This is a genomic window from Rhodoferax sp. ZS1R25, from assembly GCF_056521335.1.
In genome coordinates, this window is the sequence record NZ_JBWMAZ010000001.1 from 835250 (window position 1) to 852372 (window position 17123).

At 57.2% G+C, this 17123-nt stretch carries 24 protein-coding genes; 23 read left to right on the forward strand and 1 reads right to left on the reverse strand.

Translation table 11 applies throughout. The features are described 5' to 3' along the window. Positions 1 to 11: 11 nt before the first annotated feature. Positions 12 to 779: a DeoR/GlpR family DNA-binding transcription regulator gene (locus AC097R_RS03890; protein WP_479596316.1), complete on the reverse strand. Its 768-nt coding sequence runs from the start codon at positions 777 to 779 to the stop codon at positions 12 to 14. Positions 780 to 939: 160 nt separating this feature from the next. On the opposite strand from AC097R_RS03890, the gene AC097R_RS03895 reads away from it, so the two are divergent. The 23 genes from AC097R_RS03895 (at position 940) to AC097R_RS04005 (ending at position 17098) form a co-directional block, all read left to right on the forward strand. After that, the gene (locus tag AC097R_RS03895; protein WP_479596317.1) at positions 940 to 2013 is read left to right on the forward strand and encodes an ABC transporter ATP-binding protein; all 1074 of its coding nucleotides are present in this window, start codon (positions 940 to 942) and stop codon (positions 2011 to 2013) included. 1 nt (position 2014) lies between these two features. Further along, a complete protein-coding gene (locus AC097R_RS03900; RefSeq protein WP_479596318.1) occupies positions 2015 to 3091 on the forward strand; it encodes an ABC transporter ATP-binding protein in 1077 nt (358 codons plus the stop codon). Further along, positions 3088 to 3981: a carbohydrate ABC transporter permease gene (locus AC097R_RS03905; protein WP_479596319.1), complete on the forward strand. Its 894-nt coding sequence runs from the start codon at positions 3088 to 3090 to the stop codon at positions 3979 to 3981. The genes AC097R_RS03900 and AC097R_RS03905 overlap by 4 nt, the downstream gene beginning before the upstream one ends. Next, the gene (locus AC097R_RS03910) at positions 3974 to 4786 is read left to right on the forward strand and encodes a carbohydrate ABC transporter permease (protein WP_479596320.1); all 813 of its coding nucleotides are present in this window, start codon (positions 3974 to 3976) and stop codon (positions 4784 to 4786) included. The genes AC097R_RS03905 and AC097R_RS03910 overlap by 8 nt, the downstream gene beginning before the upstream one ends. Positions 4787 to 4798: 12 nt before the next feature. Beyond that, positions 4799 to 5107, forward strand: a complete 309-nt coding sequence (locus tag AC097R_RS03915; protein ID WP_479596321.1) for a DUF2160 domain-containing protein — start codon at positions 4799 to 4801, stop codon at positions 5105 to 5107. An 85-nt stretch (positions 5108 to 5192) separates the two neighbouring features. Next, on the forward strand, positions 5193 to 6923 hold the full coding sequence (locus AC097R_RS03920) for an ABC transporter substrate-binding protein (RefSeq protein WP_479596322.1): 1731 nt from the start codon (positions 5193 to 5195) through the stop codon (positions 6921 to 6923). A 116-nt stretch (positions 6924 to 7039) separates the two neighbouring features. Further along, complete coding sequence (locus AC097R_RS03925; protein ID WP_479596323.1) at positions 7040 to 8650, forward strand: glycerol-3-phosphate dehydrogenase/oxidase; 1611 nt, start codon at positions 7040 to 7042, stop codon at positions 8648 to 8650. 183 nt (positions 8651 to 8833) lie between these two features. Next, the gene (rplN, locus tag AC097R_RS03930) at positions 8834 to 9202 is read left to right on the forward strand and encodes a 50S ribosomal protein L14 (RefSeq protein WP_007861702.1); all 369 of its coding nucleotides are present in this window, start codon (positions 8834 to 8836) and stop codon (positions 9200 to 9202) included. Between the two features lie 9 nt (positions 9203 to 9211). Continuing rightward, positions 9212 to 9532 (forward strand): 50S ribosomal protein L24, encoded by a 321-nt coding sequence (gene rplX / locus AC097R_RS03935; protein WP_310340946.1) that lies wholly within the window; start codon positions 9212 to 9214, stop codon positions 9530 to 9532. 2 nt (positions 9533 to 9534) lie between these two features. Then, complete coding sequence (rplE, locus tag AC097R_RS03940) at positions 9535 to 10074, forward strand: 50S ribosomal protein L5 (RefSeq protein ID WP_310340943.1); 540 nt, start codon at positions 9535 to 9537, stop codon at positions 10072 to 10074. An 8-nt stretch (positions 10075 to 10082) separates the two neighbouring features. Then, complete coding sequence (rpsN, locus tag AC097R_RS03945; RefSeq protein WP_310340938.1) at positions 10083 to 10388, forward strand: 30S ribosomal protein S14; 306 nt, start codon at positions 10083 to 10085, stop codon at positions 10386 to 10388. An 18-nt stretch (positions 10389 to 10406) separates the two neighbouring features. After that, positions 10407 to 10802 (forward strand): 30S ribosomal protein S8, encoded by a 396-nt coding sequence (gene rpsH / locus AC097R_RS03950; protein WP_310340935.1) that lies wholly within the window; start codon positions 10407 to 10409, stop codon positions 10800 to 10802. A 24-nt stretch (positions 10803 to 10826) separates the two neighbouring features. After that, on the forward strand, positions 10827 to 11360 hold the full coding sequence (gene rplF, locus AC097R_RS03955) for a 50S ribosomal protein L6 (protein WP_479596324.1): 534 nt from the start codon (positions 10827 to 10829) through the stop codon (positions 11358 to 11360). A gap of 11 nt (positions 11361 to 11371) precedes the next feature. Next, on the forward strand, positions 11372 to 11737 hold the full coding sequence (rplR, locus tag AC097R_RS03960) for a 50S ribosomal protein L18 (RefSeq protein ID WP_310340929.1): 366 nt from the start codon (positions 11372 to 11374) through the stop codon (positions 11735 to 11737). A gap of 17 nt (positions 11738 to 11754) precedes the next feature. After that, a complete protein-coding gene (gene rpsE, locus AC097R_RS03965; RefSeq protein ID WP_310340927.1) occupies positions 11755 to 12279 on the forward strand; it encodes a 30S ribosomal protein S5 in 525 nt (174 codons plus the stop codon). Positions 12280 to 12293: 14 nt separating this feature from the next. Beyond that, positions 12294 to 12476, forward strand: coding sequence for a 50S ribosomal protein L30 (gene rpmD, locus AC097R_RS03970; protein ID WP_310340925.1), 183 nt, complete (start codon positions 12294 to 12296; stop codon positions 12474 to 12476). 10 nt (positions 12477 to 12486) lie between these two features. After that, the gene (gene rplO / locus AC097R_RS03975) at positions 12487 to 12918 is read left to right on the forward strand and encodes a 50S ribosomal protein L15 (RefSeq protein ID WP_477888555.1); all 432 of its coding nucleotides are present in this window, start codon (positions 12487 to 12489) and stop codon (positions 12916 to 12918) included. Positions 12919 to 12942: 24 nt separating this feature from the next. After that, entirely contained in the window at positions 12943 to 14253 is a 1311-nt protein-coding gene (gene secY / locus AC097R_RS03980) for a preprotein translocase subunit SecY (protein ID WP_310340923.1), read from the forward strand. Between the two features lie 117 nt (positions 14254 to 14370). Continuing rightward, on the forward strand, positions 14371 to 14484 hold the full coding sequence (gene rpmJ / locus AC097R_RS03985; protein ID WP_012348927.1) for a 50S ribosomal protein L36: 114 nt from the start codon (positions 14371 to 14373) through the stop codon (positions 14482 to 14484). Between the two features lie 24 nt (positions 14485 to 14508). Beyond that, a complete protein-coding gene (gene rpsM / locus AC097R_RS03990) occupies positions 14509 to 14874 on the forward strand; it encodes a 30S ribosomal protein S13 (RefSeq protein ID WP_105259338.1) in 366 nt (121 codons plus the stop codon). Positions 14875 to 14893: 19 nt separating this feature from the next. Continuing rightward, a complete protein-coding gene (gene rpsK / locus AC097R_RS03995) occupies positions 14894 to 15298 on the forward strand; it encodes a 30S ribosomal protein S11 (RefSeq protein WP_029706489.1) in 405 nt (134 codons plus the stop codon). 82 nt (positions 15299 to 15380) lie between these two features. After that, positions 15381 to 16004 (forward strand): 30S ribosomal protein S4, encoded by a 624-nt coding sequence (rpsD, locus tag AC097R_RS04000; protein WP_479596325.1) that lies wholly within the window; start codon positions 15381 to 15383, stop codon positions 16002 to 16004. A gap of 104 nt (positions 16005 to 16108) precedes the next feature. Beyond that, positions 16109 to 17098: a DNA-directed RNA polymerase subunit alpha gene (locus tag AC097R_RS04005; RefSeq protein WP_310340888.1), complete on the forward strand. Its 990-nt coding sequence runs from the start codon at positions 16109 to 16111 to the stop codon at positions 17096 to 17098. The last annotated feature ends 25 nt before the right edge of the window (positions 17099 to 17123 follow it).

Genomic DNA, 17123 nt, shown 5'->3' on the forward strand with positions numbered 1-17123 from the left:
GAGTGAGCAGATCAAGGCAGGGCCACCGCCAGGCGCACCTGGGCCTCGGCCAGCAGGGCGGCAAAGGGTTCGGGGGGCGGGGCGTCGGTGAACAGCCGGTCGATCTGCGACAGCGTGGCTACCTCCACCATGGCGGGGCGGTTGAACTTGCTGATGTCGGCGGCCAGCCAGACTTCGCGTGCATGCGAAATGATGGTTTGCGCCACCTTCACCTCGCGGTAGTCGTAATCGCGCAGCGTGCCGTCGGCCTCAATGCCCGAGATGCCGATCAGCGCCAGGTCCACCTTGAACTGGCGGATGAAGTCCACGGCCGCTTCGCCCACGATGCCCTGGTCGCGCCCGCGCACCACGCCACCCACCACGATGACCTCGCACTTGGGGTTGGTGCTCAGGATGCTGGCCACGTTCAGGTTGTTGGTGATCACGCGCAGGCCGGTGTGGTGCAGCAGCGCGCGCGCAATGGCTTCGGTGGTGGTGCCGATGTTGAGGATCAGCGAGCAGTCATTGGGCACTACAGCCGCCACGGCGCGTGCGATGCGCGACTTGCCGTCGGCGTTCAGGCTCTCGCGCTGCTGGTGGGCAATGTTCTCGGTGGTGGAACTGGGCACCCGAACCCCGCCGTGAAAGCGCGCCAGCATGCCTTCGTCGGCCAGGCGTTGCACATCGCGCCGCACGGTCTGCAGGGTCACGCCCAGTGTTTCCGCCAGCTGCTCCACGGTGACGGAGCCTTGGGCCTGGACGACCGAGAGCAGGGTGAGTTGTCGGGGGTTTGGGTGCATGGTGTGTTTTTACCCCGAATCGCCGGGACGGCCAGACTGTAAAACGAATCAAAAGGAACATTCATAGGGTTAATACCAAGATAAAACGAATCAAAACGAACAATAATTCGCCGATTCGAAAATCATCTCGGTTCTCTATGCAACAAGAAAAGGTGGCGTGATGCAGTTGACTCTGGAAGGCATCAGCAAAAAAGTAGGGCCGCAGACCTGGCTGTATGACATGAGCCTGGCGCCGCGCAGTGGTGCGGTGACCGTGCTGCTGGGTGCTACCCAGGCCGGCAAGACCAGCCTGATGCGCATCATGGCGGGGCTGGACGCTCCCAGTGCCGGCCAGGTGCGGGTGGATGGGGCCGATGTGACGGGCATGCCCGTGCGTGAACGCAATGTGGCCATGGTCTACCAGCAGTTCATCAACTACCCCTCGCTCAAGGTGCGCGACAACATTGCCTCGCCACTGAAGCTGCGCGGCGAAAAAAATGTGAACCAGCGCGTGCACGAGCTGGCCGCCAAGCTGCACATCGAGATGTTTCTGGACCGCTACCCGGCCGAGCTGTCGGGCGGCCAGCAGCAGCGCGTGGCCCTGGCCCGTGCGCTGGCCAAGGGCGCACCATTGATGCTGCTGGACGAGCCACTGGTGAACCTGGACTACAAGCTGCGCGAAGAATTGCGCGATGAGCTGACCGCACTGTTTGCCGCGGGCGACTCCACGGTGATTTATGCGACCACCGAACCCGGCGAAGCCCTGCTGCTGGGCGGCTATACCGCGGTGCTGGATGCGGGTGAGCTGTTGCAGTACGGTCCCACGGCCGAGGTGTTCCATGCGCCCCAGTCGATCCGCGTGGCGCGCGCCTTTAGCGACCCCCCCATGAACCTGCTGGCCGCCAGCTTCGCACCTACCGGCGTGCAACTGGCCCAGGGCCCGCAGATTGCGCTGGCTTTGCCGACCACCAAATCGGCAACGCTCACGGTGGGCATGCGCGCCAGCGCACTGCGCGTGCGCGCTCAGGAGGGCGATGTGGCCTTGGTGGGTACGGTGGAGCTGGCCGAAATTTCGGGCACTGACACCTTTGTGCACTTCGAGACGCCTTTGGGCGAACTGGTGGCACAGCTGACCGGTGTGCACCACTTTGACCTGGGCCAGCCTTGCACTTTCTTTTTCAATCCCGCGCAGGTCTATGTGTTTGACGCGCAGGGCATGTTGCTGCTGGCCCCCGTGCGCGGCAAAGGACGCTGATATGGCACGCATAGAACTTGACTTGGCCCATGCCTACCGGGCCAACCCGCAGCAGGACAGCGACTACGCGCTGCTGCCGCTGAAAATGACCTTTGACGATGGCGGTGCCTACGCGCTGCTGGGCCCCTCGGGCTGCGGCAAGACCACCTTGCTCAACATCATGTCGGGCCTGGTTACACCTTCGCAAGGCACGGTGCTTTTTGATGGCCAGGATGTCACGCGCGCCACGCCGCAGCAGCGCAACATCGCGCAGGTGTTCCAGTTCCCGGTGATCTACGACACCATGACGGTGGCTGAGAACCTGGCCTTCCCGCTGCGCAACCGCAAGATGCCGGCAGACCAAATCAAGAAGCGCGTGGGTGTGATCGCGGAGATGCTGGAGATGAGCGGCCAGCTCAACCAGCGCGCTGCCGGTCTGGCGGCCGATGCCAAGCAAAAGATTTCCCTAGGCCGCGGCCTGGTGCGGCCTGATGTATCGGCCGTGCTGTTTGACGAGCCCCTCACAGTGATTGACCCGCACCTGAAATGGCAGCTGCGCCGCAAGCTCAAGCAGATTCACCACGAGCTCAAGCTCACGCTGATCTATGTGACCCATGACCAGGTGGAAGCCCTGACCTTCGCCGAGCAGGTGGTGGTGATGACGCGCGGTCGCGCGGTACAGGTGGGTTCGGCGGCCGATTTGTTCGAGCGCCCCAGCCACACCTTTGTAGGCCATTTCATTGGCTCACCCGGCATGAACTTTCTGCCCGGTCGCAATGCCGATGGCGACTTTCATACTGCCGGCGCGGTGGTAGCGCTGCCGCACGCCAGGCCGTTGGCCAATGGCGAGTTCAAGCTGGGTGTGCGCCCCGAGTACGTCAGTGTGGCCGGTGCGAATGCGCCCGGCGCTCTGCCGATGACTGTGACCCAGGTGCAGGACGTGGGGACGCATGTGATCGTGAGTGCGGTCCGCGAAGGCCACACCATCAAGGCCCGTCTGGCCGCCGACGCCGCACAGCTCTCCGCCGGTGACAGCGTATGGCTGCAGGTGATGGGTGAACACACCTGCTTCTACCAAAACGAGGAGATCGTGGCATGAGTACGACGACCAAACCGGTCAACCAGCGCGCCTGGTTTTTGATTCTGCCCATGCTGATTTGCGTGGCCTTCTCGGCCATCGTGCCGCTGATGGTGGTGGTGAACTATTCGGTGCAGGACATCATCTCGCCCGAGCGTCGCGTGTTTGTGGGCACCGAGTGGTTCGCAGCCATCATGCGCGATGAAGAGCTGCACGGCGCGCTCTTGCGCCAGATCACCTATTCGTTTGCGGTGCTGGCGGTGGAACTGCCCCTGGGCATTCTGCTGGCACTGTCCATGCCCGCCCAGGGCTGGAAGTCATCTGCCGTGCTGGTGATCGTGTCACTCTCCCTGCTGATTCCCTGGAACGTGGTGGGCACCATCTGGCAGATTTTTGGCCGCACCGACATCGGCCTCATGGGCGCAGCGCTGCAGGGGCTGGGCCTGGAGTACAGCTACACCGGCAACGCGACCCACGCCTGGCTCACGGTGCTGCTGATGGATGTGTGGCACTGGACGCCGCTGGTGGCGTTGCTGGGCTATGCAGGACTGCGCTCTATCCCCGATGCTTACTACCAGGCCGCCAGCATCGATGGTGCCAGCAAGCTCGATGTGTTCCGCTATGTGCAGCTGCCCAAAATGCGCGGTGTACTGATGATTGCGGTGCTGCTGCGCTTCATGGACAGCTTCATGATCTACACCGAGCCCTTTGTGCTCACGGGCGGTGGTCCAGGCAACTCCACCACCTTCCTGTCGCAGTTCCTTACACAGAAGGCCGTGGGCCAGTTTGACCTGGGACCTGCCGCTGCGTTCTCGTTGATCTATTTCCTGATTATTTTGTTGATGTGCTTCATTTTGTACAACTGGATGCAGCGCGTCGGCACCCAGGCTAAGGAGGGTGGCCATGAATAAGCCGAAGTTCCAGAAACGCTCGCTGTTCATGCTGGCGTACATCGTGTTCGCCCTGTTGCCCATTTACTGGATGGTCAACATGTCGTTCAAGACGAACAACGAAATCCTCGCGGGCTTCACGCTGTTCCCGGACCACTTTACCTGGGACAACTACAAGACCATCCTGACGGACTCGGCCTGGTATTCGGGTTACATCAACAGCCTGATCTATGTGGGTATCAACACGGTCATCTCCTTGACCGTGGCCTTGCCCGCAGCGTATGCGTTTTCGCGCTACAGCTTTCTCGGTGACAAGCATGTGTTCTTCTGGTTGTTGACCAACCGCATGACGCCGCCCGCGGTATTCCTGCTGCCGTTTTTCCAGCTCTACACCTCGGTGGGCCTGATGGACACCCACATTGCGGTGGCGCTGGTGCACCTGCTGTTCAACGTGCCGTTGGCGGTGTGGATTCTGGAAGGCTTCATGAGTGGCATTCCGCGCGAAATTGACGAGACCGCCTACATCGACGGCTATTCGTTCCCGCGCTTTTTCATCCGCATCTACATCCCGCTGATCAAGGCCGGTGTGGGCGTGGCCGCGTTCTTCTGCTTCATGTTCAGCTGGGTGGAGCTGCTCTTGGCACGCACCTTGACCAGTGTGAATGCCAAGCCGATTGCCGCCACCATGACCCGTACGGTGTCTGCCGCGGGAATGGACTGGGCGACGCTGGCCGCGGCGGGGGTGCTGACCATCGTGCCAGGTGCCATCGTGATTTGGTTTGTCCGCAATTACATCGCGAAGGGTTTCGCGATGGGCCGTGTTTAAGAGGAAACCACGATGTTTGATTGGATGGCTTGGACCACGCCGGTGGCCGTATTTTTTTGCTGCATCGCACTGATGTTGGTGGGCATGACCGTGTGGGAAATCAAATCACCCACCATTTCTCGCAAGGGCTTCCTGCCCATGGAGACCACGCGCGGTGACCGTCTGTTTGTCGGGCTGCTGAGTGCGGCCTATGTGAATCTGGCGTTTGTGGGCATCAGCGGGCGCCTGGTCGAGTGGATGGGCCTGGAGGCCGAACCCTCGATCTGGATCAGCTTCGTGCTCTCCATGGCCCTGCTAGGGCTGATGATGCGCAAGGGCTGACTCTCTTTTCAAAAGGTTCGGCTTATCTCCCCTGGGGCCGCGCCATTCTTTCAAACAGGGGTTAATCAGACCGAGGAGATTGACAATGAAATTGAGATATTCCGTATTGGCCGTCGCCATGGCGTGCGCCATGGGAACCCAAGGGTGGGCGGATGAAGCGGCTGCCAAGAAATGGATCGACAGCGAGTTCCAGCCTTCTACCCTGAGCAAGGACCAGCAGGCTGCGGAGCTGAAGTGGTTCATCGAAGCCGCCAAAAAACTGCAAGCCAAGGGCGTGAAAGAAATTTCGGTGGTGTCCGAAACCCTGACCACCCACGAATACGAATCCAAGACATTGGCCAAGGCCTTTGAAGAAATCACCGGCATCAAGGTCAAGCACGACCTGATCGGTGAAGGCGATGTGGTCGAAAAACTGCAAACCTCCATGCAATCCGGCAAGTCCATTTACGACGGCTGGATCACCGACTCCGATCTGATCGGTACCCACTACCGCTACGGTAAGATCCTGAATCTGACCGACTACATGAGCGGTTCGGGCAAAGAGTGGACCAACCCGGGTCTGGATATCAAGGATTTCATCGGCACCAGCTTCACCACAGCCCCCGACAAGAAGCTGTACCAGCTGCCCGACCAACAGTTCGCCAACCTGTACTGGTTCCGCGCTGATCTGTTCGAGAAGCCTGAGCTGAAAGCCAAGTTCAAGGCCAAGTACGGCTATGACCTGGGCGTTCCGTTGAACTGGAGCGCTTACGAAGACATCGCCGCCTTCTTTAGCGAAGACGTCAAGACCATCGATGGCAAGCCAATTTATGGCCACATGGACTACGGCAAAAAAGACCCGTCCCTGGGCTGGCGCTTCACCGATGCATGGTTGTCCATGGCTGGTTCGGCGGACGTAGGTATCCCTAACGGCAAGCCTGTGGATGAGTGGGGCATTCGTGCTTCTGCTGACGGTTGCACACCTCAAGGCGCCTCTGTGTCCCGTGGCGGTGCGACGAACTCGCCCGCTGCCGTGTATGCGCTGACCAAGTACATCGACTGGATGAAGAAGTACTCGCCCAAGGAAGCCATCGGCATGACCTTCGGCGAAGCCGGCCCCGTGCCTGCACAAGGCCAGATCGCCCAGCAAATCTTCTGGTACACCGCCTTCACTGCAGACATGATCAAGCCCGGCCTGCCCGTGGTGAACGCAGACGGCACGCCCAAGTGGCGCATGGCCCCCGGACCTAACGGCCCGTACTGGAAACAAGGCATGCAAAACGGCTACCAAGACGTGGGTTCGTGGACCTTCTTCAAGGACCACGATGCCAACAAGGTCGCCGCGGCCTGGTTGTACGCCCAGTTCGTGACAGCCAAGACCACCTCGCTGAAGAAGACCACCGTGGGCCTGACGCCTATCCGTGAGTCCGATATCCAGTCGAAGGCCATGACCGACATGGCACCCAAGTTGGGTGGCCTGGTGGAGTTCTACCGCAGCCCTGCGCGCGTGGCATGGACCCCCACCGGCACCAACGTGCCTGATTACCCCAAGCTGGCCCAGCTGTGGTGGAAGAACGTGGCTGTGGCGGTGACGGGTGAGAAGACCCCGCAAGCTGCCATGGACAACCTGGCTGAAGAGATGGACGGCGTGATGGGTCGCCTGGAGCGCTCCGGCATGGCTGTGTGCCCGCCCAAACTCAACCCCAAGAGCAGCCCCGACAAGTGGCTGAGCGACAAGGGTGCGCCATGGAAGAAGCTGGCCAACGAGAAGCCCAAGGGTGAGACCATTGCGTACGACACTTTGTTGAACGCATGGAAAAACGGCAAGGTTCGCTAATTCGCGAGCAGTAGAACGACGTCCATGCAGGAACTTCCTGCGTGGCCGTCGTTCACAAGGTTCTTTCAGCGGGTTCTGGGTGCTGTGCCCGCCCGCTGTCCATTTAGAAAATACTTATGGCCATTGACGCGCCCCCTCTCCCCACCCTGCGTGAAGACCTGATTGCGCGCTTGGCGCAAGACCGTACGTACGACATTGCCATCGTGGGCGGTGGTGCCACCGGTCTGGGGGTGGCACTGGATGCCGCGGCGCGCGGTTTCAGTGTGGTGCTGGTCGACTCGCATGACTTTGCCAAGGGCACCTCATCGCGGGCTACCAAACTGGTGCATGGTGGCGTGCGCTATCTGGCACAAGGCAATATTTCCCTGGTGCGCGAGGCGCTGCATGAGCGCACCACCTTGCTGAACAATGCCCCGCATCTGGCGCAGCCGCTGCCATTTGTGATGCCCTCCTACCAATGGTGGGAGACCCCGTTTTATGGCGCTGGGCTGGTGGCCTATGACGCACTCGCGGGTAAGGCTGGTTTGGGCAAGACCCAGTTTCTCGGGCGCGATGCGACGCTCAAGCTGCTACCCACGGCCCGCGCCCAGGGGCTCAAGGGGGGGGTGAAGTACTGGGACGGACAGTTCAACGACGCCCGCCTGGCCCTGGCTCTGGCCCGCACGGCGGCCACCAAGGGTGCGCTGCTGGTGAACTACTGCCGGGCGGCAGACCTTCTCTATATAGATAACAAAGTGCAGGGTGTCCTGTGTGAAGACACGTTGACTGGCCGGCAATACCCGGTAAAAGCGCGCTGCGTGGTCAATGCCACGGGTGTGTGGGTCGATGAGCTACGGCAAAAAGATGGTGAAGCCAACGCCGGGGACGGCCGCAAGCCCACCAAGCCCATGGTGGCACCCAGCCAAGGCGTCCACATCGTGGTGGACCGTGAGTTTCTGGGCGGCGACACCGCGCTTATGGTGCCTAAAACGGCCGACGGCCGGGTGCTGTTTGCGGTGCCGTGGTTGGGAAAGGTCATCTTGGGCACTACGGACACACCGCGACACGACCTGGCCCGCGAGCCGCTGGCCTTCGAGGAAGAAATTGAGTTCATCCTGACCGAATCAGCACGCTACCTACGCCGGGCGCCCACGCGGGCGGATGTCAAAAGCATCTGGGTAGGTCTGCGGCCTTTGGTTAAACCCCAAGATGACGAAGGTAACAATACCAAGGGCATCAGCCGGGAGCACACGGTGCTGGTGAGCCGCAGTGGGCTGGTCACGGTGACAGGCGGCAAATGGACCACCTACCGGGCCATGGCAGAAGATGTTCTTGAAAAATGTGCCGAAAAACAGCTGCTCCCCCAGCGTCCGCAGGGTGCCACGGTACATCTAAAGCTGGTGGGAGCCATGAAGGGCGGCACGGCCGTCCAGTCGATTTGTTTGCCTCCAGGCTTGCCAAGCTATGGCGATGAGCAAAGCGTGGTGGCCCATATGCCGGGTGCCAACGTCGAGCTAGCGCCAGGACTGACCGAGGGCATGGTGCGGTTTGCCGCGCGCTATGAATATGCGGTGACGGTGGAAGATGTGCTGGCCCGCCGCTCGCGCCTGCTGTTCCTCGATGCGGCCCTGGCCAGCTCTTTGGCGCCCCGGGTTGCCGCAATCCTTGCGGAAGAGACCGGCTTGCCACCCCAAGAGGCCGAATTTAAGGCCTTGGCACAACAATATTTGCTAATTCGACCAGAATAGCTGTTGACAGGCCTATCAAGCACTGGCACAATCGTGGGCTTCGCTTGAAAAAGTATGAAGGTTCTGCCCAAATGAATGCAGCATGAGTGGTTTGTGCTGCAGACAGCGGGCCCAAGACTGACTGGACGAGGGTGTTTGCCATAGTGGCAAATGCAATCTCTGGTGCAAGTTGGGAATATTGAAATGATCCAAACTGAATCTCGATTGGAAGTTGCCGACAACACCGGCGCTAAGTCCGTCCTTTGCATCAAGGTGCTGGGTGGTTCTAAGCGTCGCTATGCAAGTGTTGGCGACATCATCAAAGTTAGCATCAAAGAAGCCGCTCCCCGTGGCCGCGTCAAAAAAGGCGAGGTTTACAGTGCTGTGGTCGTTCGTACTGCCAAGGGCATCCGCCGTGGCGACGGTTCTTTGGTGAAATTCGACGGCAACGCAGCAGTGTTGCTCAACGCCAAGCTGGAGCCCATCGGCACCCGCATCTTTGGACCAGTGACGCGCGAGCTGCGTACTGAAAAGTTCATGAAGATCGTGTCCTTGGCTCCTGAAGTTTTGTAAGGACCCGCCATGAACAAGATTCGCAAAGGCGACCAAGTCATCGTTATCGCAGGTCGCGATAAGGGCAAGCGCGGAGTTATCTCTCTGCGCAAAGACGACTCTCACGTAGTTGTCGATGGTATTAACTTGGTGAAGAAGCACACCAAGCCAAACCCCATGAAGGGCACAACCGGCGGCATCGTTGAAAAGACCATGCCTATTCACCAATCCAACGTGGCTATTTTCAATGCCGCGACTGGCAAGGCTGACCGTGTTGGTATCAAGGTGCTGGCTGACGGCAAACGCGTTCGCGTTTACAAGTCCAGCGGCGAAGAAATCAAGGTGGCATAACCATGGCACGTCTCCAACAACACTACCGCGAAAAAGTGGCAGCTGAGCTGACAACCAAGTTTGGTTACACCTCGCCCATGCAAGTGCCTCGTCTGACCAAGATCACCCTGAACATGGGTGTGAGCGAAGCCGTTGCCGACAAGAAGGTCATGGACAACGCTGTGAGCGACTTGACAAAGATTGCAGGCCAGAAGCCTGTGGTGACCAAGTCCAAGAAGGCGATTGCCGGCTTCAAGATCCGTGAAGGCCAAGCAATTGGTTGCATGGTGACTCTGCGTGGCGTTCAGATGTATGAATTCCTGGATCGTTTCGTGACCGTGGCTCTGCCTCGTGTACGTGACTTCCGCGGCATTTCTGGTCGTGCGTTCGATGGTCGTGGTAACTACAACATCGGCGTCAAAGAGCAGATCATTTTCCCTGAGATTGAATATGACAAGGTTGATGCCTTGCGCGGCCTCAATATCAGCATCACCACAACGGCCAAGACCGACGAAGAGTGCAAGGCACTGCTCGCTGGCTTCCGTTTCCCTTTCAAGAATTGAGGTGACCTGTGGCTAAGATGGCATTAATCGAACGCGAAAACAAGCGTGACAAGTTGGCAGCCAAGTACGCGAAGAAATACGCGGAATTCAAGGCTATCGCTGGTGACGTGAAGCGTACTGATGAAGAGCGCGCTGCAGCCCGTTTGGGTCTGCAAAAGTTGCCTCGCAACGCAAACCCCACACGCCAACGTAACCGTTGTGCGATCACGGGTCGTCCCCGTGGAACGTTCCAGCACTTCGGTCTGGCCCGTGCAAAGATTCGTGAAATGGCTTTTGCTGGTGAGATCCCCGGCATTGTCAAAGCCAGCTGGTAAGCGATAGGAGAACAAAACATGAGCATGAGTGATCCCATCGCCGACCTGTTGACACGCATCCGCAATGCGCAAATGGTTGCCAAGACAACTGTCTCGGTACCTTCTTCCAAAGTGAAGATTGCTATTGCCCAAGTGTTGAAAGATGAAGGCTATATTGACGGCTTCAAAGTTTCTACCGAAAGTGGAAAGTCTGAACTCCAAATCGCCTTGAAATATTACGCCGGTCGCCCCGTGATTGAGCGTATCGAGCGCGTTAGCCGCCCTGGCCTGCGTGTATACCGTGGCAGCGAAGCAATTCCTCAAGTCCAAAACGGCTTGGGTGTTGCCATCGTGACCACCCCCAAGGGTGTTATGACTGATCGCAAAGCGCGTGCCTCCGGTGTCGGTGGCGAAGTGCTGTGCTACGTCGCTTAACACTGCATTGAGGAGTAATAAACAATGTCCCGTGTAGGCAAACTTCCTGTCACCATTCCTGCAGGTGTCGAGGTGTCCATCAAGGCTGATCAAATCAGCGTGAAGGGTACTGGCGGCTCCTTGCACTTGGCTCAAAACAGCCTGGTGAAAATCGCTAACGACGCTGGCAAGCTGAGCTTTCAGCCTGCCAACGACTCCCGTGAAGCTGACGCAATGACTGGCACGATTCGCCAGTTGGTCAACAACATGGTGGTTGGTGTGACCAAAGGCTTTGAGCGCAAGCTGAGCCTGGTTGGTGTGGGTTACAAGGCGCAAGCCACTGGTGCCAAGTTGAACTTGGCGGTGGGTTACTCCCATCCTGTGAACGTGGATATGCCTGCTGGCATTACCGTGGCCACTCCCACCCCCACTGAAATCTTGATCAAAGGTGCTGATCGCCAACGTGTTGGCCAGATCGCGGCTGAGATTCGTGCGATTCGTCCCCCAGAGCCTTACAAGGGCAAGGGCATCCGTTATGCGGATGAGAAGATCACGATCAAAGAAACCAAGAAGAAATAAGGAGCTGCAACATGTTGACCAAAAAAGAGCAGCGTCTTCGCAGAGCCCGTCAGACTCGCATTCGCATTGCTACGCAAGGCGTTGCACGTTTGACCGTGACACGCACCAACCTTCACATCTACGCCAGTGTTATCTCTGGCGACGGTGGCAAGGTGTTGGCAAGCGCCTCCACTGCGGAAGCAGAAGTGCGCAAGTCCTTGGGTGCTAGTGGCAAGGGCGGCAACGTCGCCGCGGCCCAAATCATTGGCAAGCGTGTGGCTGAAAAAGCCAAAGCCGCTGGTGTGGAAAAAGTTGCGTTTGACCGCGCAGGTTTTGCCTACCACGGACGCGTCAAGGCGTTGGCTGATGCCGCGCGTGAAGCTGGCTTGCAGTTCTAAGCAGATCGGAAATAAAGATGGCTAAAGTTCAAGCAAAAATGCAAGGTAAGGCCGAGGGTCCTGAGGACGGTCTGCGCGAAAAAATGATCGCGATCAATCGCGTCACCAAAGTGGTGAAGGGCGGCCGTATTCTCGGTTTTGCAGCCTTGACAGTAGTGGGTGACGGCGATGGTCGCATTGGCATGGGCAAGGGCAAATCCAAGGAAGTGCCTGCAGCAGTTCAAAAAGCGATGGAAGAAGCCCGTCGCAACATGCTCAAGGTGTCGTTGAAAAACGGAACCATTCACCACAAGGTGATGGGTCACCATGGTGCAGCCAGTGTCATGATGGCACCAGCTCCCAAGGGTACCGGCATCATTGCTGGCGGCCCAATGCGCGCAGTTTTTGAAGTGATTGGTATCACCGATATCGTGGCCAAGAGCCACGGATCCAGCAATCCTTACAACATGGTTCGTGCCACGTTGGATGCCCTGTCTGTGTCTACGACACCGTCTCAGGTTGCAGCCAAGCGCGGCAAGACCGTTGAAGAACTCTTCGCTTAATCGAGGATTTCAAAATGACAACACAACAAACCGTGAAAATCCAATTGGTGCGTAGCCCCATTGGAACCAAAGAATCGCATCGCGCCACTGTGCGTGGTCTGGGTCTGCGCAAGCTCAACAGCACCAGTGAGTTGCAAGACACACCGGCTGTGCGCGGAATGATCAACAAGATCAGCTACCTGATCAAAGTGCTCTAAGAGGTTGATGATGGAACTCAATAACATCAAGCCCGCTGACGGTGCTAAGCACGCGAAGCGTCGCGTGGGTCGTGGTATCGGTTCTGGCCTGGGTAAAACTGCTGGCCGTGGACACAAAGGTCAGAAGTCCCGTTCAGGTGGCTACCATAAAGTCGGTTTTGAAGGCGGACAGATGCCTATGCATCGTCGTTTGCCCAAGCGCGGTTTCAAATCGCACTTGCTGAAGTTCAATGCTGAAATCACTTTGACAGCGCTGGAAGCTCTGGGTTTGGCAGAAGTCGATCTGCTGACTCTGAAGCAAGCCGGTGCCGTGGGCGAAATCGCCAAAGTGGTGAAAGTTATCAACACCGGAGCTATTGCCAAGGCAGTCAAGCTCACCGGTATTGGTGCAACAGCCGGTGCCAAAGCAGCTATTGAAGCTGCTGGTGGTAGCGTAGCTTAAGTTCTGCGAAGCGAAAGTTAGCACGTGGCAACAAACGCGGCTCAAACAGCAAAAACAGGTAAGTTCGGCGATCTGCGTCGCCGACTCGTCTTTTTGCTGCTCGCTTTGGTGGTGTACCGTTTGGGTGCGCACATCCCGGTGCCTGGCATTGACCCTGCTCAGCTGCAACAGCTGTTCAAAGGTCAGCAAGGCGGCATATTGAGTTTGTTCAATATGTTTTCGGGTGGTGCACTCTCGCGCTTCACGATTTTTGCGCTGGGAATCATGCCGTACATTTCGGCGTCGATCATCATGCAGTTGCTCGGTTACGTGCTGCCTGCATTTGAACAGCTGAAAAAAGAAGGTGAAGCTGGGCGTCGCAAGATTACCCAGTACACCCGCTACGGCACACTGGGTCTGGCACTGTTTCAGTCGCTGGGCATTGCCATGGCTTTGGAAGCGTCCGCGGGTTTGGTGATTGCACCAGGGTTTGGCTTTCGCATGACCACTGTGGTCACGTTGACAGCAGGAACCATGTTTTTGATGTGGTTGGGTGAGCAAATTACCGAGCGCGGCTTGGGCAACGGGATTTCGATCTTGATCTTCGGTGGTATCGCCGCTGGATTGCCCAATGCCGTTGGTGGCTTGCTGGAACTGGTGCGTACCGGATCCATGAGCATCATCGTGGCATTGTTGGTGGTGGTCCTGATTGCCTTGGTCACTTACTTTGTGGTGTTTGTCGAGCGCGGTCAGCGCAAGATCCTGGTGAATTACGCCAGGCGCCAAGTAGGTAACAAGGTGTATGGTGGTCAGTCGTCGCACTTGCCACTGAAGTTGAATATGGCAGGTGTAATTCCTCCCATCTTTGCTTCGTCGATCATTCTGTTGCCTGCAACGGTTGCAAATTGGTTCAGCTCTGGTGAGTCGATGCGCTGGTTGAAAGATATCGCCAGCACACTGAGTCCTGGGCAGCCTGTGTATGTCATGTTGTATGCCGCTGCGATTGTGTTTTTCTGCTTCTTCTACACGGCCTTGGTATTCAACAGCCGCGAGACCGCAGACAACTTGAAAAAGAGTGGTGCTTTCATCCCCGGGATTCGTCCTGGTGACCAGACAGCCAAATACATCGATAAAATACTGCTCCGCCTGACATTGGCTGGTGCGATTTACATCACGTTTGTATGTCTCTTGCCTGAGTTTTTGATCTTGAAGTACAACGTCCCGTTTTACTTCGGTGGCACGTCGCTGTTGATTATTGTGGTGGTGACCATGGATTTCATGGCACAAGTTCAGAACTACATGATGTCGCAGCAATACGAGTCACTGCTGAAGAAGGCAAACTTCAAGGCTTCTTGAAGAGAGATGAAGTCGTACGACTGAAGTCGTACGCGCATGGTGTTTAGAACGAAAGTAACAGCGCATGTTCCGCGCGATTCAAAGTCGGAACGGGGCGAAGAGTTTTAGGAGAGAAATATGAAAGTTTCGGCTTCGGTCAAGAAAATTTGCCGTAACTGCAAAATTATCCGTCGCAAGGGCGTTGTGCGTGTGATCTGTACAGATCCACGTCACAAGCAGCGTCAGGGTTAATTGCAAGAGTTTTAGAGGACGAAAATGGCACGTATCGCTGGCATCAACATTCCGCCGCATCAGCATTCCGAAATTGGCTTGACAGCTATTTTTGGTATCGGTCGCACCCGCGCACGCAAAATTTGCGAAGCTTGTGGCATCGCTTACTCCAAGAAGGTCAAAGACTTGACCGATGGAGACCTGGAAAAAATTCGCGACCAAATCGCGCAATTTACAATCGAAGGTGATTTGCGTCGCGAGACAACCATGAACATCAAGCGTTTGATGGACATTGGTTGCTACCGTGGCTTCCGTCATCGCCGCGGTTTGCCTATGCGCGGTCAGCGCACACGCACCAACGCCCGCACTCGCAAAGGCCCACGTAAGGCTGCTGCGTCCTTGAAGAAATAATAGGGATTGAGATACCACTATGGCAAAAGCTCCCGCCAATAACGCCGCGCAACGCGTGCGCAAGAAAGTCCGCAAGAACGTTGCGGACGGCATTGCCCACGTGCATGCGTCGTTCAACAACACCATCATTACCATCACCGATCGCCAGGGCAATGCTTTGTCTTGGGCGTCTTCCGGTGGTCAAGGTTTCAAGGGTTCACGTAAATCCACCCCGTTTGCTGCCCAGGTAGCATCCGAAGTGGCCGGCCGTGCAGCTCTGGAACAAGGTATCAAGAACCTCGACGTCGAGATCAAGGGCCCCGGCCCTGGTCGCGAATCTTCGGTTCGTGCCTTGGCAGCACTGGGCATCCGCATCAACATGATTGCTGATGTGACACCCGTGCCGCACAACGGTTGCCGCCCTCAAAAGCGCCGCCGTATCTAAGTTTTTAACAAGCCCACCGCCGTCAACTTTCGTTGACGGCTCCCGCATTTCTGTGCGGCAGATGACATAAAAGGAAGTTCAAGTGGCACGCTATCTAGGCCCCAAGGCCAAACTCTCTCGCCGTGAAGGCACGGACCTGTTCCTGAAGAGCGCTCGTCGCTCGATCGGTGACAAGGCCAAATTTGACTCCAAGCCCGGTCAACATGGCCGCACCTCTGGCGCACGCACCTCCGATTACGGTCTGCAACTGCGCGAAAAGCAGAAGGTCAAGCGCATGTATGGCGTGCTGGAGCGTCAGTTCCGCCGCTACTTTGCTGAAGCTGATCGTCGCAAGGGCAACACCGGCGCCAATTTGATGTTCTTGCTGGAATCCCGCTTGGACAACGTTGTGTACCGCATGGGTTTTGGCTCCACACGTGCAGAAGCACGTCAGCTGGTGTCTCACAAAGCGATCACCGTGAACGGTAGCCCCGTGAACATTCCTTCCTACATGGTCAAGGCCGGTGATGTGGTTGGTGTGCGCGACAAATCCAAGAAGCAGAACCGCATCGTCGAAGCTCTGCAATTGGCCCAACAAGTTGGTATGCCAGCTTGGGTGGACGTGAGCATTGACAAAGCCGAAGGTACCTTCAAGTCGGTTCCAGACCGCGACCAATTCGGTGCTGACATCAACGAATCGTTGATCGTCGAACTGTATTCACGCTAATTACAACTGTCGTTGAAATCGTTCCTATATCGCGGGGCACCGCGATATAGGTGCTTCACCAGCCTTACTGACGTAACGAGTCGGGGGTATTGAGAGGAAGTTGCATGCAAAATAATTTGCTGAAGCCCAAGTCCATCAGTGTTGAACAGATCGGTGTAAACCGCGCCAAGGTTGCTCTCGAGCCCTTTGAACGTGGTTACGGACACACTCTGGGCAACGCTTTGCGTCGCGTGTTGTTGTCGTCCATGCCCGGATTTGCAGCCACCGAGGTGACGATTGCGGGCGTTCTGCATGAGTACTCGTCGATTGACGGTGTGCAAGAAGATGTGGTCAACATTCTGCTGAATTTGAAGGGTGTGGTTTTCAAACTGCACAACCGCGAAGAAGTGACGTTGAGCCTGCGCAAAGACGTTGAAGGTTTGGTGACGGCTGCTGATATTCAGACACCGCACGATGTGGAAATCATCAACCCCGACCACGTGATTGCCAATTTGTCGCACGGCGGCAAGCTGGACATGCAGATCAAGGTTGAAAAAGGCCGTGGCTATGTGCCCGGCAGCATGCGCCGTTACGCCGATGAACCCAATAAGTCCATTGGCCGTATCGTTCTGGACGCATCTTTCTCGCCAGTGAAGCGCGTAAGCTACACCGTGGAAAGCGCTCGCGTCGAGCAGCGTACTGACCTGGACAAGCTGGTCGTCGAGATCGAAACCAATGGTGCCGTGTCTGCAGAAGACGCTGTGCGCGCATCGGCCAAGATTTTGGTGGAACAGCTGGCTGTGTTCGCACAGTTGGAAGGCAGCGAATTGGCTGCATTCGATTCTCCTGCACCACGCGGCAACACGCAGTTCGATCCTATCTTGCTGCGCCCCGTGGACGAGCTGGAATTGACCGTGCGTTCTGCCAACTGCCTGAAAGCAGAAAACATCTATTACATCGGTGATCTGATCCAGCGCACCGAGAACGAGCTGCTGAAGACTCCTAACCTGGGTCGTAAGTCTCTCAACGAAATCAAGGAAGTGTTGGCCTCTCGTGGTCTGACATTGGGAATGAAGCTGGAAAGCTGGCCTCCCGCTTCTCTGGAAAAGCGTTAATTTGAATTGAACCCCGCAGGGGTTC